This is a genomic window from Massilia luteola (assembly GCF_034420155.1).
Classification (GTDB): domain Bacteria; phylum Pseudomonadota; class Gammaproteobacteria; order Burkholderiales; family Burkholderiaceae_D; genus Telluria; species Telluria luteola.
Map to the genome: position 1 here is coordinate 203,800 of NZ_JAXOFN010000006.1, position 25,798 is coordinate 229,597.

At 73.2% G+C, this 25,798-nt stretch carries 20 protein-coding genes; 9 read left to right on the top strand and 11 right to left on the bottom strand.

Annotation, left to right across the window (positions count from 1 at the left end; translation table 11 throughout):
- Positions 1-35: 35 nt before the first annotated feature.
- Entirely contained in the window at positions 36-1,178 is a 1,143-nt protein-coding gene (locus tag U9J41_RS09865; RefSeq protein ID WP_322402018.1) for a metallophosphoesterase, read from the bottom strand.
- Between the two features lie 218 nt (positions 1,179-1,396).
- Between U9J41_RS09865 and U9J41_RS09870 the strand changes: the two genes are divergently transcribed.
- A complete protein-coding gene (locus U9J41_RS09870) occupies positions 1,397-1,885 on the top strand; it encodes a glycine zipper domain-containing protein (RefSeq protein ID WP_322402019.1) in 489 nt (162 codons plus the stop codon).
- A gap of 87 nt (positions 1,886-1,972) precedes the next feature.
- Here the strand turns inward: U9J41_RS09870 and U9J41_RS09875 are convergent, their stop codons facing one another.
- Together U9J41_RS09875 and U9J41_RS09880 are read right to left on the bottom strand one after the other, a co-directional pair.
- Complete coding sequence (locus U9J41_RS09875) at positions 1,973-2,926, bottom strand: IS1595 family transposase (protein ID WP_322402020.1); 954 nt, start codon at positions 2,924-2,926, stop codon at positions 1,973-1,975.
- A 104-nt stretch (positions 2,927-3,030) separates the two neighbouring features.
- Complete coding sequence (locus U9J41_RS09880) at positions 3,031-3,414, bottom strand: hypothetical protein (RefSeq protein ID WP_322402021.1); 384 nt, start codon at positions 3,412-3,414, stop codon at positions 3,031-3,033.
- Positions 3,415-3,552: 138 nt separating this feature from the next.
- Here U9J41_RS09880 and U9J41_RS09885 point away from each other — a divergent pair, with 138 nt between their 5' ends.
- The 4 genes from U9J41_RS09885 to U9J41_RS09900 are packed head-to-tail and all read left to right on the top strand — an operon-like array spanning position 3,553 to position 8,882.
- Positions 3,553-4,515: a protein kinase domain-containing protein gene (locus U9J41_RS09885; protein WP_322402022.1), complete on the top strand. Its 963-nt coding sequence runs from the start codon at positions 3,553-3,555 to the stop codon at positions 4,513-4,515.
- On the top strand, positions 4,512-6,863 hold the full coding sequence (locus tag U9J41_RS09890) for an FtsW/RodA/SpoVE family cell cycle protein (protein ID WP_322402023.1): 2,352 nt from the start codon (positions 4,512-4,514) through the stop codon (positions 6,861-6,863). The genes U9J41_RS09885 and U9J41_RS09890 overlap by 4 nt, the downstream gene beginning before the upstream one ends.
- The gene (locus U9J41_RS09895; protein ID WP_322402024.1) at positions 6,833-8,395 is read left to right on the top strand and encodes a hypothetical protein; all 1,563 of its coding nucleotides are present in this window, start codon (positions 6,833-6,835) and stop codon (positions 8,393-8,395) included. Before U9J41_RS09890 ends, U9J41_RS09895 begins: the two co-directional genes overlap by 31 nt.
- A 7-nt stretch (positions 8,396-8,402) precedes the next feature.
- Entirely contained in the window at positions 8,403-8,882 is a 480-nt protein-coding gene (locus tag U9J41_RS09900) for an SH3 domain-containing protein (RefSeq protein WP_322402025.1), read from the top strand.
- Here U9J41_RS09900 and U9J41_RS09905 read toward each other — a convergent pair.
- Positions 8,856-9,368, bottom strand: a complete 513-nt coding sequence (locus U9J41_RS09905) for a GNAT family N-acetyltransferase (protein WP_322402026.1) — start codon at positions 9,366-9,368, stop codon at positions 8,856-8,858. The two genes, U9J41_RS09900 and U9J41_RS09905, sit on opposite strands and share 27 nt — an antisense overlap.
- Before the next feature lie 124 nt (positions 9,369-9,492).
- Here U9J41_RS09905 and U9J41_RS09910 point away from each other — a divergent pair, with 124 nt between their 5' ends.
- From U9J41_RS09910 to U9J41_RS09920, 3 genes are all read left to right on the top strand, one after another.
- Positions 9,493-10,761 carry an MFS transporter gene (locus U9J41_RS09910; protein ID WP_322402027.1) on the top strand — a complete coding sequence of 423 codons (1,269 nt, stop codon included), beginning with the start codon at positions 9,493-9,495 and terminating at the stop codon, positions 10,759-10,761.
- 35 nt (positions 10,762-10,796) lie between these two features.
- Entirely contained in the window at positions 10,797-11,789 is a 993-nt protein-coding gene (locus U9J41_RS09915; RefSeq protein WP_322402028.1) for a PP2C family protein-serine/threonine phosphatase, read from the top strand.
- Between the two features lie 134 nt (positions 11,790-11,923).
- Positions 11,924-13,429, top strand: coding sequence for an FHA domain-containing protein (locus U9J41_RS09920; RefSeq protein WP_322402029.1), 1,506 nt, complete (start codon positions 11,924-11,926; stop codon positions 13,427-13,429).
- A gap of 240 nt (positions 13,430-13,669) precedes the next feature.
- On the opposite strand, the gene U9J41_RS09925 is transcribed toward U9J41_RS09920, so the two are convergent.
- From U9J41_RS09925 to U9J41_RS09955, 7 genes are all read right to left on the bottom strand, one after another.
- On the bottom strand, positions 13,670-15,910 hold the full coding sequence (locus U9J41_RS09925) for a bifunctional serine/threonine-protein kinase/formylglycine-generating enzyme family protein (protein WP_322402030.1): 2,241 nt from the start codon (positions 15,908-15,910) through the stop codon (positions 13,670-13,672).
- Positions 15,907-18,003 carry a coiled-coil domain-containing protein gene (locus tag U9J41_RS09930; RefSeq protein ID WP_322402031.1) on the bottom strand — a complete coding sequence of 699 codons (2,097 nt, stop codon included), beginning with the start codon at positions 18,001-18,003 and terminating at the stop codon, positions 15,907-15,909. Before U9J41_RS09930 ends, U9J41_RS09925 begins: the two co-directional genes overlap by 4 nt.
- Before the next feature lie 34 nt (positions 18,004-18,037).
- Positions 18,038-19,039, bottom strand: a complete 1,002-nt coding sequence (locus U9J41_RS09935; RefSeq protein WP_322402032.1) for a hypothetical protein — start codon at positions 19,037-19,039, stop codon at positions 18,038-18,040.
- Positions 19,036-20,097 (bottom strand): hypothetical protein, encoded by a 1,062-nt coding sequence (locus U9J41_RS09940; RefSeq protein ID WP_322402033.1) that lies wholly within the window; start codon positions 20,095-20,097, stop codon positions 19,036-19,038. Before U9J41_RS09940 ends, U9J41_RS09935 begins: the two co-directional genes overlap by 4 nt.
- Complete coding sequence (locus tag U9J41_RS09945) at positions 20,094-20,654, bottom strand: hypothetical protein (protein WP_322402034.1); 561 nt, start codon at positions 20,652-20,654, stop codon at positions 20,094-20,096. The genes U9J41_RS09940 and U9J41_RS09945 overlap by 4 nt, the downstream gene beginning before the upstream one ends.
- On the bottom strand, positions 20,647-21,918 hold the full coding sequence (locus U9J41_RS09950; protein ID WP_322402035.1) for a hypothetical protein: 1,272 nt from the start codon (positions 21,916-21,918) through the stop codon (positions 20,647-20,649). Before U9J41_RS09950 ends, U9J41_RS09945 begins: the two co-directional genes overlap by 8 nt.
- A gap of 103 nt (positions 21,919-22,021) precedes the next feature.
- Positions 22,022-25,270, bottom strand: a complete 3,249-nt coding sequence (locus tag U9J41_RS09955) for a penicillin-binding transpeptidase domain-containing protein (RefSeq protein WP_322402036.1) — start codon at positions 25,268-25,270, stop codon at positions 22,022-22,024.
- A 198-nt stretch (positions 25,271-25,468) separates the two neighbouring features.
- On the opposite strand from U9J41_RS09955, the gene U9J41_RS09960 reads away from it, so the two are divergent.
- Positions 25,469-25,687 (top strand): hypothetical protein, encoded by a 219-nt coding sequence (locus U9J41_RS09960; protein WP_056445649.1) that lies wholly within the window; start codon positions 25,469-25,471, stop codon positions 25,685-25,687.
- Positions 25,688-25,798: the final 111 nt, after the last annotated feature.

Genomic DNA, 25,798 nt, shown 5'->3' on the forward strand with positions numbered 1-25,798 from the left:
ATTGGCGTACATATATTTACCCCGTGCGCGGGCCCTCACACGCGGCCGGGCACCAGGCGCACGAGCGTGATCTCGGACGGCGCGCCGAAGCGCTTGGGCGGTCCCCAATAGCCGGTGCCGCGGCTCGTGTACACCCACAGCGAGCGCACGCGGTTCAGGCCGGCCACGAACGGTTGCTGCAACGGCACGAACAGATTCCACGGAAAGAACTGGCCGCCGTGCGTATGGCCGGACAATTGCAGGTCGAAGCCCGCCTCGGCCGCGGCCGGCGCGCTGCGCGGCTGGTGGGCCAGCAGGATGCGCACGGCGACGTCGTCCGGCGCGCCGGCGGCGGCCTGGTGCGGATCGCTCTTGTGGGCGGGATCGAAGTGCTGGGCCGTGTAGTCGGTGACGCCGGCGATCATGATCGTCGCGCCGCCCCGGCGCCGGATCACGTGCTCGTTCATCAGCACGCGCAGGCCCAGGCGGCGCACCTCCGTCACCCATTGCTCGACGCCGGAATAGTATTCGTGGTTGCCCGTGACGAAGAAGGCGCCGTCCGGCGCCGACAGTCGCGCCAGCGGTTCCGTGTGCAGGGCCAGGCGCTGCACGGTGCCGTCGACGAGGTCGCCCGTGATGGCGATGGCGTCCGGCTTGAGCGCGTTGACCTTCGTGACGATGGCGTTCAGGTAGGGCCGGCGGATCGTGGGGCCGACGTGGATGTCGGAAATCTGCGCGATCGAATACCCGTGCAGGTCTTCGGGCAGGCCGTCGATCGGCACCTCGACCCTGACGACGCGCGCCACGCGCCGGGCATTGATGAAGCCGATAAACGTGACGGCCAGCGCCAGCAGCGGCACGGCGACGGCGCTGTCATGGGTGAACCCCGGTCCGGCGCCGCCGCCGAGCGCCATTGCCAGCAGCACGACGTCGCGCACGAGCGTCAGCACGAACAGCGAGGAAAAGAAACCCATGGACAGCAACCCGGCCCACGTCAGCGGTTCGGACCAGCGCGTGCGGCGCAGGCTCGGCGCGACGAGGCCGATGCGCACGAGCGCGGCCGAGATGGCAAGCAGCACCGTCCCCGCCAGCATCCCGAACGGGCCGGCGCCCATGGCGGGCAACAGCCGCAGCCCGATGTACGCATGCAACAGCACCAGGATGGCAAGAATGGAAACGAAAGAACGTCGGCGCGCCATGGTGGGGTCAGGTCAGTCGATAATCCTTCCAAGATGGGGCAGCCGGCGCCGACTGCAAGGGCAGATACATGTTTCCCGTTACTCATGTTACAGCGCCGGAAGCACATGTAATAATCTGTATTAACGCGTGGCACCATCCGGTGCCGGATCTATGATGCTTGCATGCCTGGCGTAGTCGTGATCATCCCGATCCCCCGTTGAGGCGCAAGGAACAAGCCATGTTGAAGAAAAAATGCATTGGTGCCATGCTCCTGGCCGCAGCTGCCGTGTCCTCCACGGCGATGGCTGACGATCGGGGTGTGAACACGGTCGTCGGCGCGCTGGCCGGCGCCGCCATCGGCGGTGGCGTGGGTGGCCGCAACGGCGCCATCGTCGGCGGCGTCATCGGTGCCGCGGTCGGCAACTCCGCCCGCACGAACGACGACTATTACTACCGCAACCGCGGCTACGCCTCCTCAGGCGGCTATTCCGGCGGCTATTCCGGCGGCTATTACCAAGCGGCACCGACCTACGTCGAGTCCCGTCCGGTGTACGTCGAATCGCGCCCCGTGTACGTCGAGCCGCAGCGCTATTACTATGACGCGCGCCCGGACGTCGTCGTCGTCGAACGCGGTCGCGGCTACGATCACGACCGTGGCTGGCATCGCGGCTGGGACCATGACCGCGGCGGGGATCGCGGCCACGATCGCGGCGGCTGGCACCGCTGATCGCAGCATCGAACGATAACAACCGCGCCTCGTGCGCGGTTTTTTATGGCTGTGTTCGCGATATTTAGGTAAACGGGCGCAGCCGCCTTAGCCGAGCCGGGCCGCAGCGCACAGCAGGTGCGCGGGCGTCGTCAGGCGCCGCGCATCCAGCAGCCGTTGCCAGCCCGAATAATTGATGAGGTAGCGGCTCGCGACACCGCGAAACCGCACCAGCCAGCTCCTGAAGCGGCTGTGCCAGCCGTTGACGTTCTGGATGTGGATGGCGCCGCGCGCCCGGATGCCGGCCTTCACGTTCACGGCCTCGTGCGTGACGCCCGCTTGTTCGGCAAAACGGCGATACGCGACGGCCCCGTCGCTGATCAGCAGCACGTCGGCCGGCAAGACCGGCTTGAGGCACGCATGCAATTGCGCGACGGTCACTTGTCCGCGGCCTGTGTGAAAGTCCAGCGTCTGCCCGCTGCGGTCGCGCGCGATGAGCAGGCAGTCGTGTTCCCCGTTGATCCCGCGCCGGCTGGCCACGCCGCCGCGCTTTCTCGGCGGTCGTGTCAGGTTGCGCGAACCCTTCTGCGATTCCAGGCGATAGGTTTCGTCGGCCTCGACGATGGTCGCCAACATTGCCGGCCGGTCGCGCATCGCGCCGGGTACGAACCGGTGGCGCCACCGGAAGCTGGTCGTCCGGTGCACGCCGGTCACGCGCGCGGCGTCGCGCACCGTGCGCGACTCCAGGACGCATTGCAAGTACGGCAGCCAAAGCTCTTTCTTGCGCAGGCGTGCGAGCGGCGTGCCGGTCAGGGCGTTATAGCTGCGTCCGCAGGCGAGGCAACGAAAACGCTGCAGGCCGCTCGCCTGGCCGCAGCGGTGTACGCGGCCACAGCCGCAGCGCGGGCATGGCCGGCCTCTGGCGGCCTGTTCTATCAGCGCGATGCATTCCGCCGGGTGCGCGAGGCCCGCGATCCATTCGCGCAGCCGGATCAGGTCGGAAGCCGACAGCTGTACCGCCGACAACTTGGCGAACACTTCGTCGATCGTCAGGCTGCGCATCGTCACTCCTCATGAGTTAACTCGACAATGCGTATGACCTCCGCAACCAGATTCAGTTCACATAACTAACGCGAACACAGCCTTTTTTATTGCCTCGACACCCGTCACTGCTGCGCCGCCGGCGCGGGTTCCGCCGCGCGCGCATCGGCTTTCAGCGCGAACCACGTCCAGAGTCCCCCGCACAGATCGATCACGCCGAACAGCACGATCATCGGACTGACGAGGCCCTTGATCGCGAATACGAGAAACACGACGAACACGAGCACGCGCGTGTAGACCGATGCTTCGAGAAACGGCCTGAACCCGGCGCAAATCCAGATATACACACCGAGACAGAACACGAGGAGGCCGACGACGCGTATCCAGACCTCACCCGTGGGCGCGATCCCGAACAGCGACAGCAGCATATTCGGCGCGAACACCAGCACGGGTCCGACGACGAACAGGTAGACGGCAAACACCTTGGCACTCAATGCGGATCTCGACATGGCTTCCTTTCGCGCTCATTGCAAAACCGGCAATATGGTCGAGATTAACACAGCCCGCCACACCACATCGGACCCGCTTTTCCCCTCCCCCCGCTAATCCCCCGCAAGCGGCCACCGGCCGCCGGCTCGGGAGGACACATGGTCGAAGCAGGCGACATCATCACGTTGACGGCGGGCGCCTGGCGCCTGCTGGCGCCGCTGGGCGGTTCCAGTTACGGCCAGGTCTGGCGCGCCGAGTCCGCGCTGGACGGCGTGCCCGCGGCCGTGAAACTCGTCAACCGCGCGCAGATGGACCTGGCCCTGCCGCCGCAGCGCGCGGTCTGGCGCGCCTGCTTCGACGCCGAGATCGCGTTCCTGCGCGGCCTGCAGCCATGGGACCAGCGCCACATCGTGCGCCTGCTCGACAGCGGCGAGCACGACAGCCTGCCGGCGCTGGCGCTGGAATTGCTGGACGGCGACCTGGCCGCCCACCTGGCGGCACTGCGCGGCCGCGGCGCGGGCCCGGGCGCCGACCGCGCGCTGGCCTGGGTGGGCCAGGTCAACGGCGCGCTCGCGAAAGTCCACCAGTACGGCTGGCGCTACCTCGACCTCAAGCCGGCCAACCTGCTCGTCGATGCACGCGGCAGCATGCTGAAACTGGCCGACTTCGGCACCAACCGTCCCTTGCTGGACAGCGCCGCCCACTCGTACGCCGGCACGGCCGCCTGGCAGGCGCCGGAGCAGTTCTTCCCGGACGCCGGCGGCCGCTACCGGACCGACGCGCGCAGCGATTACTTCGCGCTCGGCGCCCTGCTCTACTACCTCGTCGCCGGCATCCCGCTGCGCTTTTGCGCCGCCTGCGCCGACGCCTACCGCACACACGGCGCGGCCGGCGCGGCCACACTGGGCGCGCCGGCCGCGATCCTCGCACCCGACGAGATCGCGCTGTTCCTCGCGCGCGCCTCCGCACCCGATCACGATGCGCTGCTGGTCCTGCTGCGCGCCCTGCTGGCGCCGCGTCCCGACGCGCGTCCGCGCCATGCGCTCGAGATCAGCCGCCTGATCGCGCGCGCGGCGCAGGGGCTGGATCGCGCGCCCGGCGCCTGGCGGAGCGCCGCATGACGCCCGCATCCTCACGCACGGCGCGCGTGTGCGCCGGGGCCGCGCTGGCCGCGCTGTGCGCCCTGCAGATGCTCGCGCTGCTGCGCGCGCCGGCCGCGTGGATGCCGGCGCGCGTGGCCGTCATGCTGGCCCCGGGCGCGGCGCTCGATCTCGACCACGCCGCCCTCGGCGCGCCGGCCGACGACGGCGGCCGGCTGCAACTGCGCCGCGGCGCGGACGGCAGCTGGTGGGCGGCCGCCGACGGCGCGGCCGGCACGCTGCTCGTCCAGGATGGCGAGCGCCGGCGCCGCAGCGGCAGCGTCGTGCTGCGGCCGGGCCAGCAATTCCAGCCGGGCGCCCTGCGCATCGACGTCGGCGCGGCGGGCGCCGATGCCGTGTCCTTGTCCGCCGGCCGCACGGCCTGGCGCTACGACGGCGCCCTGCTGCGCCGCGACGGCCGGCCGCAGCCGGCCTGTCCGGACGCGCGCATCGGCACGCGCCTGGCCGGCCTGTGGAACCGGATCGCGCCCGGCATGCTCGCCTTCGGCCGCCCGCTCATCTTCGGCGGCAACCTCGATTGCGGCAACCGCATCGCCGTCGCCGGCCTGCCGGCGCCCGCCGCCACCGTCGCGCGCAGCAGGAGCGGCGAGGACTTCGTGCTGGCCGCCGCGCCATCCGTCCCGGTGCTGCTGACCGAGGACGGCCACGCCGCGCTGCTGGCCGGACGGCCGCTGCGCCTCGACGGCGGCCAGACGCTCGTCGCCGGCCGCACGCGCCTGCTGCTCGCGATGGACGGCGACGTGCTGCACCTGCGTCCCGCCGGCCACGTGGCCCTGTATCCGGACGCGGCGCCGCGCCTGCCGCCCGGCGTCACGTGGACGTGGACCTGGCGCGCGCCGTGGGACCTGCCGGCGCAGGCCGGCGTGCCGCTGCTGGTGGTTCTCGCCCTCGCCGGCGCGGGCGCGCTCGCGACGGCGCTCGGCGCGCGCGCGGGCATGCGCCTGCGCGCCGGCGCGGCGGCCGGCACTGGCCTGCTGCTGGCCGGCGCCGGCGTCGTGCTGTTCTGGCTCCAGCGCAGCGGCGCGCCGGCCGGCCCGGGCCTCGGCCTCGTTGCCGCCTGGGCCGCGCTGGCGTTCGCGCTGCTGGCGCCGCGCCGCCTCGACCCCGTCCTCGCCGCCGCGCTGCCGCTGTTGGCACTCGGCCTGCTGGCACAGCTCGACCTGGGCCTGGGCGCGCCGGACACCGCGTGGCTGCGCCACTTCCACAAGACCGCGGCGCTGTTGGCGCTGGCCTGCGGCGCGGCCACGCTGGCGGGCCTCGTGCGGCCGGCGCGGCCGCTGCCCCAGGCGCGCATCGAGCTGGCGCTGCTGCTGCTGACCGGCGCGGCACTCCTCGCGCTGCTGCTGCAGGTCGCGTACGGCGACGAGACCGGCGTGTTCGACCTGCAGCCCGTGGAATTCGCCAAGCTGGCGCTCGCCGCGCTGTCCGCCCACTGCCTGGCGCTCGCCTGCGCGGACGGTCCCGCGCCCGGCGGCGCATGGCGGCGCGGCCTGCGGCTCGCGGCGCCCGCGCTGCTGTTCATGCTGCTGCTCGGCGTCGCGCTCGTGCAGGTCGACGACTATTCGCCGCTCGTGCTGCTGGCGCTATGGGCCGGCACGATGATGCTGGCCCAGGCGCTGGCCACGCGCCGGCGCGGCACCGCCTTCGCGCTCGCGTGCGTGGGTTGCGGCGCCGTACTGGCCGTGGCGCTGCTGCGCGGCGTCGGCGCGGACGGCATCGCGCGCTGGGATTTTTATGCCGACCGCTTCCTCGTCTGGCTCGATCCCGGCACGCATCCGCACACGGGACAGCAGTTGCTGCTGGGCGCCCGCGCCATCGCGCAAGGCGGCTGGCGCGGCGCCGACGGCGCGTTCGGCATGGCGGACCTGGGCCTGTCTCCCGGCTTCGCGCTGCGCATCCCGGCCGTGCAGGACGACTTCGCCGCATCCTTCTTCCTGCAGCGCCACGGCCTGCTTGCTGCCGTCGGCCTGTGGCTGCTGCAGGCGGCGTTCCTGGCGGCGGTGCTGCGCCTGGCCGTGCGCTGCTGGCTCGCGGCGAGGGAGGCGCGCGACTACCGCGTCGCCTGGCTCGCGCGCCTGCGCTGCTTCTTCCTGGCCGGCGGCGCCGCGTTCGCGTTCGGCCACTTCCTGCTCTCGTGGGGCACGAACCTCGCGATCTTCCCGGTGATGGGCCAGCCGATGAGCTTCCTGTCGGCGGGCGGCTCGCACCTGCTGTTTTTCATCTGCCCCCTGCTAGGTGCCGCTGCCGCCAGCAGCCAATCTTTAGAGGAGAACGAATCATGCCGGTCTACGTCCAACATGAAGTCCTAGGCAAGGTGGGCGACGTCTTCGACGCCCACGCCATCTGGCAGGCGCCGGGGCTGGCGCTGTTCGCGCGCCGCCCGCTGCTGCGCGACCTGCTGGAACGCACGCCGCGCGAGCAACGGGGCCGTGCCGCCGTGCGCTGCTTTTCCCACATCACGCTGATGCTGCCGCAGGAAGAGGTCGACGACGACCGCCACCTCACGCGCGGCGCCCGCGTGCGCGACCTCGCGCAAGGCCTGGCGGCGCTGCACCAGAAGGACTTCGGCGACCTGCTGCAGGGCGACGACGTGCGCTACCACGTCGTCGGCGCCGATCGCCTGGAACCGGGCGAAGTGGAGGTCAAGTTCGGCCACGCCGTCTACCTGCCGGCGGCGGGCGAAGCCGTGCAGTACACGGTCGCAGTGTCGCGCGACAGCGCCGTGTGGAAGACCGTCTGCGCCATCTACCCGAACCAGCGCCTCACGCTGATCGGCCACGACGAGCACGAGGCCACCTACGCCGCGCCGGGCTGGCCGTTCGGCGCGGAAGGCGCCGTCCTCCTCATCAACGACGGCCCGGACGCGCCGCTGGAAGTCCAGGTGCGGCCCAAGGACGCCTTCGACTGCAGCTGGGATGCGGCGGCCGGCTACTGGACGATCAAGTCGCGCCGCGGCGCCGTCGACGCCACCGGCGCCGCGTTGCGCCTGCTGCTGCGCGTGACGCCGGCGCGGCCGTCCGCCACGGCGCGCCCGCCGGCAGCCGCGGCGAAAGCCCCCAGCGCGGCGGCCCGCCCCGCCGTCTGGAAACCGCGCGCCGTGCCCGACCCCGAACTGACGGCCGTGCCCCTGGCGCGGGGCCCGGCGCCGCAGCCGGGCGGCGCGCCGCCGGACGCGACCTATGCGCCGGTCCCGCGCCGGCGCGTGGCGCTGGCCGCGCTGGCGCTGCCGCGGCTGTCGCGCTACCGCGAGACGGGCGCGCAAGTGCTGGAGATCGGCTTGAACCGCGCCTTCGTCCCCGCGGCGCAAGGGGCGGACGCCGTCATCGGCTTCGCCGTCGACGACCAGGACGAGCTGCAGGCGATCACGCCCGCCGGCCGCGAACGGATCGCCGCGCCGGCCAGCTTCAGTCCCGTCGACGGCACGCGCCTGGAACTCGCCGCGTGCGCCCCCGCGCTGGCCGACCGCTACTGCGCCCTGCTGCTGTTGCCGCAACCGCCGGCGCTGCCGGTGGCGCCCGGCGCCCGCTTCACGTTCGGCCGCGGCGCCCCGATGCTGGCGGCGCTGCGCCTGCTGGATTCGCCGCGCTTCCTGCGCAACGCGGCCGGCACGCCGCCGTCGAGCGCCGACCGGCTGGGCCTCTCGCGCGACGCGTTCAGCTTCGAAGCGGGGCCGGACGGCTGGCTGATCGCGCGCCTCTCGCCCACGCAGGCCTTGTACCACCTGGACGAGCACCTGGCCTTCGTCGCCACCATCGACACGGCCACGCCCGAGCAGCCCTACCGCCTGCCGGCCGGCCACCACCTCGTCGCCGGCCATTACGTGCTGCGCTTCGATGCCTGAGGCGCGCATGGACTTCGCCGCCTTCGCCATCCCGCCCTGGCTGGCGCCCTGGCTCGCGTGGGGTCTCGCGTTCGTGCTCACGCTCGTGCTGGCCGCGTGGTGCACGCCGCGCGCGTGGTGGCGCCGGCCCAACGCGCGGGCGCTGGCGGTGCTGGGCGGCGGCACGCTCGTCTTCGGGATGCTGTTGTCGGCGCTGCTGCCGTCCGCGCCCGCGCCGCTCGAAGCCGTGGCGGCGGTCCGGACGGCGCCGGTTGCAACGGACGGTCCGGCGGCCGGCGCGCGCTACCGCGTCGCCGCCGACCTGAACCTGCGCGAAGACCGAGGCGTGCGCGCCGCGCGCAGGCGGGTGCTGCGCGCCGGCGCCATCGTCACCGCGACGGGGGCGACGGACGGCGACTGGTGGCAGGTGCGCACGCGCGCCGACGGCCGCGCCGTGGACGGCTGGGCCAGCAGCCTGTGGCTACGCCGGATCGACGAGGGCCGCTGATCCGGCCTCGACACGCCGCATCGGGTTGTAGGGCACCGAGTCCGGCTGCATGGGCGCCGTGCGCTCGAAACCCAGCGTCGTGTAGAACGGCACGGCGACGTTCGACGCGTTGACGGTGAAGACGCCCGGATGCCCCGGATGCAGCGCCGCCGCGCGCGCCGCATGCCACAGGGCCTGCGCGATACCGCGCCGCTGGTAGGCCGCGTCCACGAACAGGTGGTACAGGTGCGTGCCGCCGCGCATGCCGATGAAGCCGGCCAGTACGCCGTCCACGACGGCCGCGTGATAGACGAAGCCGGCGTCGAGGTTGCGGCGCAGGGCCGCCGCGTCGTGCAGGGCAAGGAAGGCGGCGCCGTGTTCAGGCGCGGCCTCGTGCAGGATGAACGTCTCGGCCGCGCGCCGCAACACGGCGGCGGCGGCGTCGATGTCGGCGGGTTCGAACGGGCGGATCTGCATGTGCGTGAAGGACAGCGGATAAAACGCCAAGATAGCACGGCCGCGCCGGGCTTGTCGAAACGTCACGTTGGGAAAACCCCGCACCGGCGGGGCAAACGCGGACAAGTCCCGCCGCCGCGTTGACCCGGCCGTGGCGCGCCCGTAGACTGGGTTCATGACGAAATTCAGCCTCGCCCCCGCCGCGCCGCCCCACATCCAGACGCCGGCCCCCGCGCGGCAGAGGGTCCCGCTGACGCAGCCCCTGCGCCATGCGCGCTACCGGCGCCTGTGGTGCGCCAACCTGGTCTCGAACCTCGGCACATGGATCCAGACGTTCGCGTCGGCCTGGCTGATCGCCTCCAGCTCGCACTCGGCGTCGACGACGACGCTCGTGCAGACCTCGACCTATATTCCGGTCTTCCTGTTCGCGCTGTTCGCCGGCGTCGTGGCGGACGCCGTGCACCGGCCGCAGTTCCTGTTCTTCTGCAATCTGTTCATGGCCGGGTGCGCGTGCACGCTGGCGGCCCTCGTGACGACCGGGCACGCGCCCCATGCCGCCGTGCTTGCGGTGCTCTTCTGCCTCGGCTGCGGGTCCGCGTTCATGTGGCCCGCGTGGCAGGCGGCGATGTCCGGCCTCGTCGACCCGGACGAAGTGGAAGCGGCGGCGACCCTCAACAACCTGTCGTACAACACGGCCGCGATCCTCGGCCCGGCGCTGGGCGGCGTGCTGTTCAAGTGGATCGGTCCCGGCCCGCTGTTCCTCGTCAACGCCGTCTCGTTCGTGGGCCTGCTGGCGGTCTACCGGGCCTGGTGGCGCGAGGACGGCGGCCGGCCGGGGCCCTGCGCGGGCTACGGCGCGCGCCTGCGCGAAGGCCTGGCGACGGCATTCGGCTGCCCGCGCTACCGGCGCATCCTGCGCAACGTGGCGACCGTGTTCTTCGCCACCATCGCGTTCGCCGGCCTGCTGCCGGTGTTCGTGCGCGACGTGCTGCGCATGGACGCCAGCGTGTTCGGCACATTGATGGGCAGCCTGGGCGGCGGTGCCGTCGTCGCCGCGTTCTGCCTGCCCGCGATCCGCGCCCGCGTCGACAAGACGAACATCCTGGCCGGCGCGCTCGCCGTGTACGGCGCGATGCTGGCCACGATGCCCTTCCTGCACACGCTCACCCTCCTGATCCCGCTGATCGTGTGCGGCGGCATGGCCTGGTCGGCCGTCGTGTCGACCCTGAACGCGGCCGCCCAGCTGTCGTTCCCCGCCGACGTGCGGGCCCGCACGCTGGCGATCTACCTCGTCGTGATGGCGGGCGGCTATACGGCCGGGAGCCTGTTCTGGGGCCGCGTCGCGGATGCCTGCGGCGTGCGCTGCGCGATGGCGGCGGCCGGCGCCTGCGTGCTCGTGAACGCGGCCGTGTTAGTGACGGGTAAGCGGCAAAACCCCATCTGATCGACGCTTGGCGAAACGGCATTTCCGGTTACAGTATGGAGATGCCGATATCGTCACCCGCCGTCCCTCCCCCCGACGCCTGGATTGCCGGGCTGCGCTTCGGCGCGCTCGACGTCGCCGCCTGCTCGCGCCTGGGCGCCGGACCGCGCCTGCGCGCGGAAAACCAGGACAACCTGCTGTTGATCGACGAAGACGGCAACGCGGCCTGGCTGCAGGACCAGGCCGTGCAGCGCCGCCGCCTGCCCGGCTGGCGCGCCGGCTACGCCCGGCTCGCGGTGCTGGACGGGATGGGCGGCCATGGCCACGGTCGCGAAGCGGCGGAAGCCGTCGTCGCGGGCCTGCTCGCCATGCCGCCATGCGCCGGCGCCGCCGAACTGGCGCGCCGCCTGGACACGCTGCACGCCGACCTGCAGCGCCATTTCGCCGACGCGCCGGGTGCGCGCCCCGGCACGACCCTGACCTTGCTGGAACTGCGCGCGGGCGACACGCCCCTGCTGTACCACGTGGGCGATTCGCGCCTGTACGAAATCCTGCCGGCGCGGGCGACGCCGCTGACGGTCGACCACGTGCCCGCCACCGCCTATGCGATGGCCGGCCTGCTGGGCGAAGCCGACTGGTGGCAGCAGGTCCACGGCGAGCACCGGCCCCAGGTCGCGCAGGCCTTCCTGCTCGGGAACGCGTTCGCCGATCCGGCGCGGCTGAACGACCCGCTGTTCGAACTGTCGCCGCTGAACCTGCCGGCCTGGTTGTGGCGCCTGGCCGACCGCCGTCCCGTCGAGCTGCGCCCCGGCGCGTCCTACCTGCTGGCGACGGACGGCTTGTGGTCGTGCTCGGACCCGCAGGGCTGGGTGCGCCAGTGGCCGCAACTGCTGGAGGAAGGCGCGGACGCCGCCACGATGCTGCGCACCCTGCTGGCCGCCTACGATGCCCATCCGGCCGCGTTCTTTTATCCGGACAACGTCAGCGCGATCCTGCTGCGCGTTCCCGGCGGCGCCCCGCGCGACGAGACGGCGCTACCCGGCGCATGATGTTGTAAATGATGCATTTTGGAAAAAAGTCTTGCTCATCAATGAATTCCGCGCGCCGCGCTCGGCTACAATCGCGTAAGCTGAGGTCCGAACACCCCGTCCGCAGCATCACCCTGCCGAGCCGATAATCGCCCATGAAGCGTTGCAGCAGTCCCGATCACCCGCATTGCACGGTCTGGGTCGCCCCCGGCGAGCCGGTGTGCGCGCACGGGCATCGGCAGGCCCCGGGGGCCGTCGACCTGCTCGGCTCCAGCTTCGACCTCTTGCAACGCGTGCGGACCGACGGCGCGCCGGCGCGCATGCCGGAGGCCATCCGGCCGGCACCCCGTCCGCACCTGCACGTGAGCGGCTTCGATCCGCGCGCGGCGGGCGGCCGCCAGGCCATCAAGCTGGAACTGCGCGGCATGCCGGACGACGTGCCGCCGCAACTGACCCTGTTACTGGAATCGCAACTGCTGCCGGACGACGGCGGCCGCCAGCAATTCAACCGCACGCTGCGCGGCGACTGGCGTCCCGTGTTCGTGGAATTCTCGTCGCGCGGCCGCGAACACGGCCAGTACCGCATCGACCTGGAACTGCATGCGCGCGACCCCGCCCGTCCGGCCACGGCGCGCACGTGGGTGGCGACACTCGTGCTGCTCGTGCCGCGCCCGGACGCCTCGCTGGGCGAGATCCACCAGACCTTCCTGTCGACCCACAAGAACGTGCGCATCAGCGCCGACGACGCCGGCATCGCCCGCGTGCACGGCCTGGCCGGCGGCGGCGCGATGGACATCGACATCCAGGCCCGCAACGCCTCGATCGCCCAGCTGACCCTCGATGCGAACGCCGGCGGCAAGGTGGCCGTCGCGCTGCCGACGATCGCCTGGGACGAGGACCTGATCGAAATCGACCTCCCGGCCGAACGGGCGGCGCATCCCTGCCCCGCGAGCACGGCCTGCCTGGTGTACGCGGAACCGGACGCCGGCGCGCATCGCCACGTGCGCCTGTTCGCGCTGGACGAATGCGTGCTGGGCCGCCATGAACCCGGCGACGCCGATTGCGACCTGCTGCTCGAACACTACGGCGAGCGCGGTCCGGACCGGGAAGGCCTCACGCGCCGCCTGTCCGCGCGCCACGCCGTCATCCGCCCGGCACGCGGCGGCTTCGAGATCGAGGACGTGTCACGCTACGGCCTGCTGCTGGACGGCGCCTGGCCGGGCAAGCACGCGCCGATGCCGCTGCGGCTCGGCATGCGCATCGAACTGACGGCCAGCATCCGCGGCGTGGTGACGTTCGTCGTCACCGCGCTGCACGCGCACGCGCTGACCCTGCACCGCGTGGACGCCGGCGGCGCCGCCGAGTGCTTCATGCTGTTCGCGCCTGGCGTCGAACCGCAACCGAACAGCGGCACCGCCCTGCCGCGCGCGGCCGGCATGCCGATCCTGTTCCACCGCGACGGCGGCTTCTGGCACCGCGACCCGGCGACCGGCCAGGAAACCGCGCTGGGTCCCGCCACCGTACTGGAACGCCTCGCCCGCTTCACGGGCCGGGTGCGCTTCGCCTGCAGGGCGCGGCCGGAAGACCAGGCCGGGCGCGAGGACGAGCCAAGACAGGCCGGCGACCGTAGACGCGCGGCCGCCCGCCTGCTGGACGCCTGAGTTTCCCGCTCAACCGGGGCGCAGTATCAGGAAGATCAGCGCCGCGCCGGTCAGCAGGACCGCCTCCAGCGACAGCACGATGAACGGGATCTGGATATCCTTGGGAATGCGCATGGCAACCTCCTCGTGTCCGAAATGCGCGCAAGACGCGCGCGGCGCGGACGGCACGGCCGGCCTCGCCCGCGTGCCTTTTCATTATGTCACTGGTGTGGAGTTGCTGCTCCGTATCGTGCCGGCGGCTTACATCAGGTCGCGCACGACGCGAAAGCCGACGATGTCGTTCGACAGCGCGGCCGAGAAGCCGTTGCGCAACGCTGAGCGCAGATAGCGCGGGTTGTACAGCCACGAACCGCCGCGCAGGATGCGGCGGGCCTGGTCGCCGCCGTCTTCCCACGGACTGCCGTCCAGCGGCGCGCCGTCGTAATTGTCGTGCACGACGTCCTGCACCCATTCCCACACGTTGCCGTGCATGTCGAACAGGCCCCACGGGTTCGCCGCGAACATGCCGACCGGCGTCGTGCCGCGCCGGTATGCACCGCGCGGGCTGCCGTTGTACGTGAAGTTGCCGTCGTAGTTGGCCTGCTCCGTCGTGATCGTGTCGCCGAACGAGAACGCCGTCTTCGTCCCGGCGCGGCACGCATATTCCCATTCCGCCTCGCTGGGCAGGCGGTACGACTTGCCGGTCGCCTCGGTGAGCCAGCGCACGTAGCGGATCGCGTCGAACCAGTTCACGCCGACGACGGGATGGCGGTCGGTCTGCGCGAAGCCGGGCGCGTCCCAGTCGACTTCACCGCTCGTGCGCCAGCCGGTCGCCAGCACGAACAGGCGCCATTCGCCGACTGTCACGGGATAGCGGCCCATCGCGATCGGCTTGTCGATGCCGACCCAGTGCTGCGGCAGTTCGCGCGCCAGCCAGCCCGGTTGCGAGCCCGCCTCCATCGCGACTTTGCGTTCGTGTTCGGGGGAACCCATCTGGAACCGTCCGGTCGGCACCAGCACGAGTTCCGGGCCGCGGGTCTCGCCGCCTTCGAACCGGTCGCGCAGCACGCCCTCGGTGTCGGCGACGGGACTGGCCGGCGTCGGCAGCAGCTGCTCGAGGACGGCCTGGGCGCGCGCCGCTTCCTCGAGCCGGGCGCGCTTCTGCTCGGCGAGATACACGGCCGCCGCCTTGGCCTGGGCCAGCTTGCGCTGCGCCTCCTCGCGTTCCAGCCGCGCCTTCTCCGCTTCCGCCGCGCGCCGCTCCAGGAGTTGCTGGCGCAGCGCTTCCTTGCGCGCGGCCCGCGCCTCTTCCGCGGCCGCCTTCGCCGCCCGTTCGTGTTCGCGGCGCTGGCGGTCCAGCTGGGCCTTCGCGGCCGCCTCGGCCTGGGCGCGCGCCTCCGCCAGCTTGCGCGCCGCGACGTCGCGCGCGGCCTGCGCGGCGCGTTCGCGGGTCGCATCGGCCTGCGCACGCTGTTCCGCTTCCGCGCGGGCCCGCAGCTCGTCCGCGCTCGGTCCCTGCGCCGCGCGCAGCCGCGCGAGCAGGTCGGTCACGCTGGCCGGACGGTGCGCCGGTTCGGGCGCGAACCCCGCGCGCAGCACGTCCCACTGGGCGTCGTTCACGCCGTCCGGCCGCGCCGGTTCGGCCTGCGCCGGCAACGCGCCCGCCAGCATCCGGTACAGCATGACGGCGACCGCATACACGTCAAGCCCGCGCTCCGGCGCGCTGCCCGCGCCGCCGGCTTCGGGCGCGCGATAGCCGGCCGTGCCCGAGCGGGCCGGCGCCTCCAGCGCGAGGCCGCCGGCCCGCGCCCGCGCCGCGATGCCGAAGTCGAGCAGCTTGACGTCGCCGCCGCGCGCGAGGAACACGTTGGCGGGCTTGATGTCGCGGTGGACGAGGTGGTGCCGCTCCCACGCGTAATCGAGCGCGTCGGCCAGCGGCGCGACGATGTCCAGCGCGCGCTCGAGCGCCAGCCGGCCTTCGCGCGCCAGCAGCATGTCGAAGTCCTCGCCCTCGAGGCATTCCATGATGATGAAATAGCTGCCCGTGGCCGGGTCCTGCGCCCAGTCGTAGACGCGCACGATGTGTTCGTGCGCCAGTTGGCGCGCGCGGGCCGCTTCCTCGATCAGCAGCTTCGCGTGCAGCGAATTTTCCGTCAGCCGCGGCGGCAGGATCTTCAATGCCACCTGTGCGCTGTGGCCCAGTTCCGCGTGCGTGGCGAGGTCGGTCGCCTGCCACACCTCGCCCATGCCGCCCTGCGCGATCAGGCGTTCGAGCCGGTAGCGGCGGTGCGCGGGGCCCACTTCCTGCGTGGCCATCAGCCCGATCTCGGTGCCGGCGCGCAGCGGCGCCTCGGCGTGCGCGGACGCGTCGGCGGCGGGATTGACCGCATACGCCGCGTCCAGGATCGCATTCTTGCGGCTGTCGAACTCCTGGCGGCTCAAGAGGCCGTCTTCGTGCAGCGCGCGCAGTTCGCGCAGCTTGTCGATGGCCGTCTGCATCATCCCCGCGCCGGCAGCGGCGCGCCGCAACTGCCGCAGAAACGGTCGCCCGCCTGGGCCTCCGCGTGGCGGCACGCCTGGCCCTGCGCCAGTGCCGCGGCGCCGGCGATCAGGCCCGTCCCCAGCTGCGCCTGCGTGGCCAGCGCCGCCTTGTTCACGTCGTTCTGCAACGCGAGCAGGTCGAGCTGGTGGCGCCGTTCGCGCTCCAGTTCCGCGTCGCGCCGCGCGCGTTCGCGCGCCACGTGTTCCTCGGCCAGCCGCAGCGCCTCCTGCGGCGGCATCGACGCCAGCGCCGCCAGCTGCTCGGCGCTCATGCCGGCCTGCGTGCGCGCCTTGAGCACGTCCGCCAGCAGCGCCGCGTTCGGGCTGGCCGCCAGCACCAGCTTGGTCGCGTCGTCGACGGCGCCCAGCGCCTCCATGCGGCGCAGCTCGTGGTCCCGCTCGGCGGCCAGCTCGTCGGCCTGCAGCGCGGCGCGCGCCTGCTCGCCGTCCAGCGCCGCCTGCTGCAGCGCCGCGTCGGCCGCGATCGTGCGCAACAGCTTCTCGTGCTGGGCCAGCGCATCGGCCTGGGTGCCGTCGCGGCGCAGCGCTTCCACACGCTGGCGCACGGTCTCGGCATCGACCGATTCGCCGCGCTCGGCCGCACGCAGCCGTGCCGCCGCCTGGGCATCGTCCCATTCCAGCGCACGCTCGGCGCCGCGGCGGCGCGCGGCATTCGCCAGTTCCAGCAGTTTCAGGCGGCCCGCGTATTCTTCCGCGTCGATGGCGCGCATGCGGCGCGCCGCGTCTTCCTCGGCCGCGGCAAGGCGCGCCAGTTCCGCGCGCTGGCGGGCCGCGTCCTCGATGCCGCGCGCCTGCTCGATCTTGTTGCGGATCTGCTGCTGCAGCAGCTGGTGCGTGAAGCGTTGCGCCGCGACCGTGCGCGCCTGCGCGGCGTCCTCGCGCGCCAGCGCCACTTCCTCGCGCATGCGCACGGCCGCCAGCTCGCGCAGGTGCGCCCATTCCGTTTCCTGGTCCGCGCGCGCGCCGCGCTTCTGCGCCAGCTCGTGTTCGAGTTCGGCGACGAGATCCTGCGCGCCGCGCTCGATGGCCTGCTTGCGCGACCGCGCCGCGACGATGCGGCCATACAGCTCGATCTCGCGGGACCGGATCGCCTGCGCGCGCTCGGCGTTCTGCAGGGTCATGTCGGCGCGTTCGAGGCTCGCGCCCTGGCGCAGTTCGGCGCGGCGGTGCGCCAGGCGCGCCTCGCTTTCCTCGCGCGCGATGCGGCGCCACTCGTCTTCCGTGTACAACTCGTCCAGCTGGCGCGCATGCTCGACCTTCACCCGCTGCTCGTCGGCCGCGAGCCACAGGCTGCCGATGCGCGCGCGGTTGGCGTCGAAGCGGTCGTGGCGCAAGGCCAGCGTCTCCACGCGCACGAGACCCAGGCCGTAGTCGGCCAGCAGCGTCGCAATGCCGCCCTGCAGGTGCTGGTCGAGTTCCGGCCGCAGTTCGCGCTGCCCCGCCATCTCGCGCAGCGAGCGCGCGGCGACGAATTCGGCGGCGAGCTGGCGCACCGGCTGCTCGAGCAGCTCGCGCAGCTGGTCGGCCTTGACCGTGCCCGGCATCGTCATGAAGTAGCGGGCGAACGCGGGCACGCTCTCGATGCGCACCGACAGCACCAGCCGCGCCGACACCTCGAGGTGTTCCGCGCTGCGCAGGCCGGCAAGCGCGAATTCGACGGGGAGCGCGCTGCTGCGCGTGACGAGGATCTCGGCATGCTGGTCGCGCAGCAGGTGGTTCAGGCGCGTGAAGAAGCCTTCGATCTCGTACTCGCCCTGCGGCACTTCCGTCGCCTTTTCTCCCTGCAGGATGTAGGCGCGCGCCGTGGCCGGCACGCGCAGGGTCTTGACGAACACGCCGGACAGCGCGCGCACGCCGAAGAACACGGCCAGTTCGTCCGGGCCGGGTACCCAGCGGTTCTCGACCAGCATGGGCGCATGGCGCGGCGCCCCCAGCATCAGGCCGCAACCGGCGCAATAGCCGTCGCCCGCATCCTGTGTCTGCGCGCAGCGCGGGCACCTGGCACCGCCCGATCCGAACATCCGCAACATCATCGACTCCTTTTTCCGCCCATGCGCAAAGCCTACCTCAAATGATCCCGATCCGCTCGACGCAGGCGACGCTCGCGCCGCGCGCGCGGACGTCGTCCACGAACCCGTGCGGCAAGCCGTCGCGCCACGCATGCGGCAAAACTATCCGGTCGCCCGGCCCGGCCTCGCTCAGCAGCAGCGCGCATTTCGGCGCGAGGCCGTCGACCGTGTCCACGCGGCCCGCATGCCAGGCATCCGAGCAGCCCGTCGCCAGCAGCCGCGCGCGCGGCAAAAATTCGCGGCCGCGCGCGATGCGGTCGGCCAGCACCAGCGCCAGTTCGTACGACCGGCCGGCAAAGCCGTCGGCGCTGAATCGCACCGTCGTGCGCCAGCGGTGCAGGCCGCGGCCGTCGAAATGGCGGGCGCCGGCCAGCGCCTGGCGCACGGCCAGCTGGCGCGCCGCATCCGCGCCCGGCACGGCGATCGTCTGTTCCTCGTCGACCCGGTCCGCGTATGGCGCCAGCGGATGGACGCTCACTTCGACCCATGCCAGCGCGTCGCCGTCGCCGCCGCTGTGCAGCGGGAACCAGGCGCGCGCGCTGGATACGCGTGCGCCGGGGTCCGGATGGCCATCCAGCTGGCCCAGGTGCGCGAGGCCGTCCGGGCCGCCCAGCAGCGCGTCCGGCGATGCATCCGCGACGTCGTGGCCGTCCACGCGTCCCAGTTGCCACGCGTCGGACCAGCCGTTCGCGACCACGTCCCCGCGCGCATGCCACACGCCGCGCACCATGCGGTCGGCCAGGACGAACGCCAGTTCGCAGTCGCGTCCCGTCGGTGCGCGGTCGGCGCTGAGCACGACCTGGTCGCGGCTGTCGATCTTCGCCTCGGTATGGCGCGCGAGGCGCACCGCCTGCTGCAGGCGCTCGGCGCGCTGCGGGTCGCCCGGCACGGCGCACTTGACGTCGGCGCGGCCGGCGCGTTCACGCCGCGTGGCCGTCACGGTGAGCAGCGTGCCGTCGGCGAGGCGGCTGCGGCAGGTCGCCTGCTGCGGGGCCGTCATGCCGGCTCCTTCGCCGCGCGCACGGCCCGGCGGCCGGCGCACTCCGCTTCGAGGTTGGCGACGATGCGCTCGGCGTCGTCGTACAGCGCCGCGAGCCGCGCATCGCCTGCGTCCTTGTCGGCGCCGTCGAGACGGGCCAGCAGCGCCCACGCCTCGTCCAGCGCGACCGTCGCGCGGCGGCTGTGGCGCATGCGCCGCAACTGGTCGTCGATGGCGAGCGGCTGGCCCGGCGCGGCCAGCACCAGCGCGGGCATCGTCGTGATCTCGACCGACAGGCGGTCCAGGCGCTGCAACAGCGCCTGCTGCTGGCGGAACTGGTCCTGCCCGGACGGCAGCGCGCCCAGGCGCAGGCCACACATCAGGCAAGGCAGTTCCAGGAACATCCGGCGCAGCGCCTTCGCGTCGGCCAGCGCCGGCTCGGCGCACTCCACGCCCGGCGCCGGGGCGGCCATCACGGCGCTCCCGGCGGCGGCGGCGCCGGCGGCGCGGGCGGCCAGCTGCGCCGCGTAATCCACGTCATCCAGCTCGACGGGCACGCAATCGTCCACGCTCAGGCCGAACCGCAGGTACAGCAACTGGTTCAGGCCCAGGCGGAACGCGTTCCACTCGTCGATGTCGGCGCACGGCGGCAGGTCCAGCGCGCCCTGCTCCAGCGCACCGCGCACGGCGCCTTCCACCGCGCCGCCCAGCGCCGCCAGGTCGACGCGGCCGTCCGCTTCCGCCGCGAGATACAGGTCGAAGCGCTTGCCGGCCGGTGCCGGGTCGAGCGGGTCGATGGCGAACGTGGTGCGCAGGCCGATCTCGGGCGCCTGCGCGAACGGGACGATCGCGATCGTGTACGGCCCCGGGTGGAATGCCCACGCCAGCTCGCCGGGCCGCAGCTCGACCTTCTTGCCGGGCGGGGTCGTGGCGCGGCGCGGGCGGCCGTCCGCGTCGACGATGACCACGGGGCAGCCCGGCGGCGTGCCGCAGCCGGGCTGCAGCGGCACCGCGACGGCCGTGCGTCCGAGGCTGCACGCGTCGAGGGCGGGCGTGGTGCGCTTGAAGAATGGGATCATGGTGTGTCCGCCTCCAGCGGTTCGACGGTGAAGCGGGCGCCGTGCGCCTGCAGGTGATCGCCCGGCGCGGCGGCGAACGGCCACGCGGCCTCGCACTCGCCGTCGGCATCGAGTTGCGCGGTCAGGATCGTGGCGCCGGCGCCGTCCGCCACGCGCAGCGGCGCCCGCGCCACCAGCAGGGCTTCCGCGAACGGGGCCTGCGGCGCCAGTTGCAGGATCGCGCGCCATGCGCCGCCGGCATCGACGAAATGGAGCGTCCACCAGCCGTCTTCCGTGACGAGGGCGGCCGGCGTGCCGCTGCTGGCCGCGCGCAGCACGCCGCGGCTGCCGCGCCATGCCACGGCCGCCGCGCGCCGTTCCAGCGCCAGGTGGCGCAGCCGGCGCGCCGTCAGCGGCGACGCCTGCAGCGCCGCGCGCTCGCCCGTCGTCAACGGCCGGCTACCGTCCAGCGCGGCGGCCAGCGTGGCATCGTCCAGCATCAGCCGGTCGCCGGTCCTGCGGCGCTCCAGCAGCAGGGCTTCCTGCAGCCGGCGGGAGGTGGTGTCGTCGCTATGCATCGCTTCCTCGCTTGTCGTTGATGGCCGCGCCCAGGCGGGCGATGGCCGCGTCGCGCCGCTTGCGCAACGTCGGCAGCGAGACCTCGGCCAGCGCCGCCAGTTGCTGCATCGTCGGCAGCGCGCCGGTGGCCGGGTCGCGCCACGCGTCCGGATAGACGTCGTCGTCCTGCCCGAGCAATCGCGCGAATACGGCGAGGCGCACGGGCAGCCCGTCGGCGGCCAGCAGGCGCGCGATCTTGCCGTCCGCCGGCGCGGCCGCTGCCGCCTCCCGCAGATAGCCGGGGGGCAGTGAAACGCTCAGGCCCAGCGTTTCCGGGCGCGGGTCGGCGGGGTCGGCCGAATCGGCCGGCGCGTCGGGCGGCGCGGGATCGGGTTGCGGGTCTTCCAGGTCGAGCGCGTCCTCGCGCGCCTCGAGGATGCGGTCCGGGCCGGGCGTGGCGGCGCTGTCCGATTCCTGCAGCACGCGCCAGTAGTCCTCGACCCAGGCCGAGGCGTCGTCCAGGTCCTGCAGCCAGTCCTGGTCGCGGTTCGCGGACAACTGTTCGTAGTCGCCGATCTCGCGCAGCATGGCGGCGATCTTGTCCGGGCTGGTCTTCAGGCTCGCGAAGCGCTTGGAGCGCGTGTGCAGCGGCCCGGGCCCGCCGCCGAACGCTTCCAGCGACGCGCTCCAGCGCAGCACCCACTCGGGCCGGCAGTCCGCGATGGTGCGCAGCTGGCGCACTTCGATGGGCGCGGCGCCGTCAAGAATCTCGCGGCCGAGGATGGCGCCGACCTGCGCCCGGTGCGCGCGCCAGTCGGCGAACACGCGCGCGATGTCGTGGTAGGCGGTATCCAGCATGCGGTAGGCGTACATGCGGTTCGGGCTGCAGGGGCGGCCGCAGGCGGCCTGGTAATTGTCGGCGTCGACGCGGTCGCGCAGCACGGCGAACATATCGTTCACCTTCTTGCGCAGCAGCGCGTCGCCCGGGGGATCGTCCGCCAGGGCGGCGCACAGGGTGTCCCAGTCGGCCGGACGGGCGCGCAGTTCGACGACGAGGGCCACGGCCAGCTCGTACACGGTGTCGCCGTAGCCGTTGCCGGCCGCGCGCGCGCGCGCGCCGTGGCGCTGGGCCAGCAGCTGCGCGGCCATGCGCTCGACGTAGTCGTCCCTCAGGTCCGGGCGCGCGCCGCCCTCGCCGCGCAGTGCGGCGAGCGAGCACTGTCCCAGCAATTTGCGCACTTCCTCCCACCCCGGTTCCTGGTACCGGGTCCCCGGCAAACGCATAAATCCTCTTCGATGGCTCGATCCCCAATGACAGGACCGTAATAGATGATGCCATAGAAACACAACGGAAAGGCGCGCAGCTGAGTGGAAAATACCCCTTAATTCAACGCGTTGGCGGAATCCGGCGGGCCAGCGCGCCCAGCAGGGCCGCCGCGACGGGCGCCGCATGCGCGCCGCCGGTCGCTTCCGAGCGGCTGACGAAGACGGCGACGGCCAGCCGGTGATCCTGCCCCGGCACGCTGTGCGGCTCCAGCCACCCCGTGAACCAGACCGTCGCGAGCGACCCGTCGCCCACCGGCGCCGTGCCCGTCTTGCCGGACAGGCCACGGCGGATGCCGGCCAGTTCCGGCGCCCGGAACGCGCCGGACGCCGTGCCCACGTCGACGACACCCTTCATGCCGGCGCGGATGCGGTCGAGGCGCACGCCCAGCGCCGGCCCGGCGGCGGGCGCCGCGGCCACGCCGTCGAGCTCTCCCAGCAAGTGCGGCACCACGATCCGCCCCTGGCCGACGGCGCCCGCCGCGAGGGCCATCTGCAGCGGCGTCGCCTGCATGCGCAGCCCGATCGCCATCTGGCGCAGCTCGTGGCGCGTGTGGATCGGGTCGATGCCGGCCGGCGTCGCCTGCAGCGCATCCCATGCCGACCACGGATAGTCCGCCGGCAGCAGGCCGCCGTCGAGGCGCAGCGCCTGGCCGAAGCCGAGCCGGCGCGCCATCGCGACGATCGGCCGCACCGCGTCCAGCGCGTCCGGCTCCAGCGGCTGCAGGTCGGGCACGCCGCCGTCGGGCCGGCCGCGCAGGCTGCGGTCCGACAACTCGCCCATCCATGCGAACCACGTGTTCAGGCTGTACGTCAGCGCCTGCGCGACGCCGAGCCGGCCGTCGTGCGCGCGCCGGTCCAGGCCTTCGTCGCGGAAGTTCGTGATATGGGCGCGGCCGTCCAGCGGGTACGTGGGCGCGTCGGTGCGGAAGGCGAAGCCGCGCGCGCGCGCCACGGCGTTGATGTCGGCCAGCGGCAGGCCGTCCAGCAAGGCGTCCAGTTGCCGGTCGGCGCGCGCGGCGAGCTCCAGGCCGAGGGCGCTGACGATCTTGAAGGTCGACCCGGGCGCACGTTCCGCGCCGCCGTCGTGCTGCAGCGCGGGCAGGCGCAGCGGACTCGCGGCCGGGTCGACGCGGTCGAAGTCGCGCGCCTCGCGCCAGTTGGCGGCGTCCACCGCCGGCATGCCCGCCCCGGCCGCGGCGAGGATGGCGCCCGTCTCCGTGTCGAGCAGGACGACGCCGGCCTGGCGCCCGACAGGCACCGCGCCGGCGCCGCCGCACGTCGCGCCGTCCCAATGGCCGCGGCGCATGGCGATGCAGTCCAGCGCGGCCTGCGCGGCCGCCTGCAGGCCGGCGTCCAACGTGAGGCGCGCCGCGTGCCGGCCGCCCGGCAGCCGGCCCAGCATCGCCGCGACGCTGCCGGGCTGGTTCGCCCGCACGCCCAGCAAGGTCGCCAGGCCGGCCGCGCGCGCGGCGTCGGTCGGGGCGCCGGCGCGCCACAGCGGGACGCCGGCGCGGTCGGCCAGCACCACGTCGGCCAGCGGCGTCGGCGCGCGGGCCGTGGCCGGGCCGAGCGCCTGCCAGGCAAGGCGGCCGTCGCGCACGACGAGGTGGCGGTAGCGCGCATCGCCCGGCGTGGCGAGGGCGGCGGGCGGCAGCGGTTCGGCGTCCAGCACGATCTCGCCGGCGCCCGCGTCGGGCAGCAGGTCGAGCACCTCCACCTCGTCGGGGGCACTGCACGCGCGACCGTCGCACGCGGGCTGCGGCGCGCCGCGCAACCGCGCGCCCGTCACGTGGCGCAGGCGGCCCGCGAGCATCAACCGGATGCTGTCGCCGGCACGGGCCGGGGCCGCGAGGTGCAGATACACGCGCGCCACGCCGCCGCCGGCCGGCCACGCGCCCACGCGCTGCCACGGCGCCCAGCCCTGCGGCAGCCGCGCGAACAGCCGCGCGATGGAGGGCGGCATGTCGTCGGCCAGCGGCACCGGCACGGTGGCCGCGCCCGGCACAGCGTCGGCACGCCACGTGCCGGGCAACCCGGCGGCCTCCGCGCCCGGCATGGCGTCGGCGCGCCACGTGCCAGGCAACCCGGCGGCGTACGCGCCCGGCACGGCGTCGGCACGCCACGTGCCGGGCAACCCGGTTGCGTCCGCGCCCGGCACGGCGCCGGCGCGCCACGTGCCACGCAGGCTGGCGGCATCCGCGCCGAGCACGCGCCACGCGAGCAGCCGCCGTTCGGCATTGAAGATGCTGACCTGGGCGCGCACGAAATCGCCGTCGGCGCGGCGGTACAGGCGTTCCAGCAGGCGCAGCGCGTCACCGTCGAGCGTCACGCCATCCCACGGCGTCTTGCCGGCCGCGCGCCACGCGGCCAGGTCGGGCGGGGCCAGCTCGGCCAGGCCGTTCGCGCCGAGGCGCACGAGCCCGCGGGTGCTCAGTTGCGCGAACAGCTGCTCGTCTTCCAGCGCCGGCGCGGATGCCGCCGGCACGCGATAGTCGCCCGGCGCCAGCAGCGCGTCGACGGACTGCCCATCCGCCGCCAGCGCGACGACGAGGGCGCGCCGTGCGGGCGCCGGCCTATATATCTGCACGAGCAGTTCGCCGGCCAGCGGACACGCGCCGCTGGCCCGGCGCTGCAGGCGCAGCGCGCCGCCCGGCCACGTCAGCCAACCATCGCCGCGCAGCGCGGCCTGGCCCGCCGTCCCGCTCACGGGCGTGGCCCCGGCGGCCACCCACTGCGCCTGGCCGTCCCAGCGCAGGCTCAGGTCGGGCGCATCCGGCCCGGCGCGGCCGTCGATGCGCACGCGCGGCATCGGCCGGTCGGTCAGCAGCACGTTGCGCGGCGATTCCAGGCCGGCGACGTCGGCGAACGTCCAGCCGATCCGCAGCGGCAGCAGGCGGCCGGGGCGCGTGCGGTCCGCGAGCTGGCCGCACAGGTCGACGCGGTGCGCGGGGCCGGCGCGCATGCCGGACAAGATGAGCAGCGCCGCCGCGCCGCGCGTGCGCACCGTTGCGCCCGGGGCTTGCGGCACGGTGAACGCGAGGCCCGGCAGCACGGCCTGAAAGCGCGCGGCGCCGTCGCCGGGCGCAATCGCGCCGGCCGCGGCCAGCCAGCGGGCATGCACGACGATGAGGACGGCGCCCGCCGCGGCCATGAGCACGCAGCCGGCCGTGAGCCAGCGCAGCGGCGCCGGGCCGGCCACGCGCGTCCGTGCGCGCGCTGGCGCGGGCAGGCGCGTGCCGGTGCGCAGGTTGCGCGCGCGCCGCCAGCGCGTCCGGTTGGCCGCAACGGCCTCGACGAGCGCTCCGATCATCGGTGTCCCTCCCCTTGTTGTTCCCGTGCGCACCTAGCCGGGGGCGGGTGAAAGGACCGGCGCGCCGGTCGCGATTTCGTGCGCTTCATCCCGCGTTTTGTGCGGTCCGTCGCACGCCGCTGGAGACCGGGAAGCCTTGTGGCTACAGTACACACATCGACAAACGCTTCATCCACCCACAAACCCGAGGAGAACATCATGAACGTCATCAAACACATGGAAGCCGCCTTCCTGGTCGCACTGAGCCTGGCCGGCGTCGCGAGCGTCGCCGCCGACAGCGTCAAGCCCGCGCAGGCCACGGCGCCGGTCTACGCCACGACCGCCGGCATCCCCGTCGTGCACGTCACCGCCAAGCGCCTGACGCCGGTCGAAAAGCAGCAGATGCTGGCGCTGGAACGCGTGCGGAGCCGCGCATGACGCGCGCCGCGGACGGCCGCGCAGCGATGCCGCCGTCCGCCCTTTTGCCGTCCCCGCATTACCCGCTTTTCAGTTTCTCAACGTAATCTGTTTCAGATGTAAGCATCTGCT

Excerpts from the sequence above, each read along its gene's own strand:
- U9J41_RS09865 (WP_322402018.1), bottom strand. The coding sequence starts at position 1,178 with ATGGCGCGCCGACGTTCTTTCGTTTCCATTCTTGCCATCCTGGTGCTG.
- U9J41_RS09870 (WP_322402019.1), top strand. The coding sequence starts at position 1,397 with ATGTTGAAGAAAAAATGCATTGGTGCCATGCTCCTGGCCGCAGCTGCC.
- U9J41_RS09875 (WP_322402020.1), bottom strand. The coding sequence starts at position 2,926 with ATGCGCAGCCTGACGATCGACGAAGTGTTCGCCAAGTTGTCGGCGGTA.
- U9J41_RS09880 (WP_322402021.1), bottom strand. The coding sequence starts at position 3,414 with ATGTCGAGATCCGCATTGAGTGCCAAGGTGTTTGCCGTCTACCTGTTC.
- U9J41_RS09885 (WP_322402022.1), top strand. The coding sequence starts at position 3,553 with ATGGTCGAAGCAGGCGACATCATCACGTTGACGGCGGGCGCCTGGCGC.
- U9J41_RS09890 (WP_322402023.1), top strand. The coding sequence starts at position 4,512 with ATGACGCCCGCATCCTCACGCACGGCGCGCGTGTGCGCCGGGGCCGCG.
- U9J41_RS09895 (WP_322402024.1), top strand. The coding sequence starts at position 6,833 with ATGCCGGTCTACGTCCAACATGAAGTCCTAGGCAAGGTGGGCGACGTC.
- U9J41_RS09900 (WP_322402025.1), top strand. The coding sequence starts at position 8,403 with ATGGACTTCGCCGCCTTCGCCATCCCGCCCTGGCTGGCGCCCTGGCTC.
- U9J41_RS09910 (WP_322402027.1), top strand. The coding sequence starts at position 9,493 with ATGACGAAATTCAGCCTCGCCCCCGCCGCGCCGCCCCACATCCAGACG.
- U9J41_RS09915 (WP_322402028.1), top strand. The coding sequence starts at position 10,797 with ATGGAGATGCCGATATCGTCACCCGCCGTCCCTCCCCCCGACGCCTGG.
- U9J41_RS09920 (WP_322402029.1), top strand. The coding sequence starts at position 11,924 with ATGAAGCGTTGCAGCAGTCCCGATCACCCGCATTGCACGGTCTGGGTC.
- U9J41_RS09925 (WP_322402030.1), bottom strand. The coding sequence starts at position 15,910 with ATGATGCAGACGGCCATCGACAAGCTGCGCGAACTGCGCGCGCTGCAC.
- U9J41_RS09930 (WP_322402031.1), bottom strand. The coding sequence starts at position 18,003 with ATGATGTTGCGGATGTTCGGATCGGGCGGTGCCAGGTGCCCGCGCTGC.
- U9J41_RS09935 (WP_322402032.1), bottom strand. The coding sequence starts at position 19,039 with ATGACGGCCCCGCAGCAGGCGACCTGCCGCAGCCGCCTCGCCGACGGC.
- U9J41_RS09940 (WP_322402033.1), bottom strand. The coding sequence starts at position 20,097 with ATGATCCCATTCTTCAAGCGCACCACGCCCGCCCTCGACGCGTGCAGC.
- U9J41_RS09945 (WP_322402034.1), bottom strand. The coding sequence starts at position 20,654 with ATGCATAGCGACGACACCACCTCCCGCCGGCTGCAGGAAGCCCTGCTG.
- U9J41_RS09950 (WP_322402035.1), bottom strand. The coding sequence starts at position 21,918 with ATGCGTTTGCCGGGGACCCGGTACCAGGAACCGGGGTGGGAGGAAGTG.
- U9J41_RS09955 (WP_322402036.1), bottom strand. The coding sequence starts at position 25,270 with ATGATCGGAGCGCTCGTCGAGGCCGTTGCGGCCAACCGGACGCGCTGG.
- U9J41_RS09960 (WP_056445649.1), top strand. The coding sequence starts at position 25,469 with ATGAACGTCATCAAACACATGGAAGCCGCCTTCCTGGTCGCACTGAGC.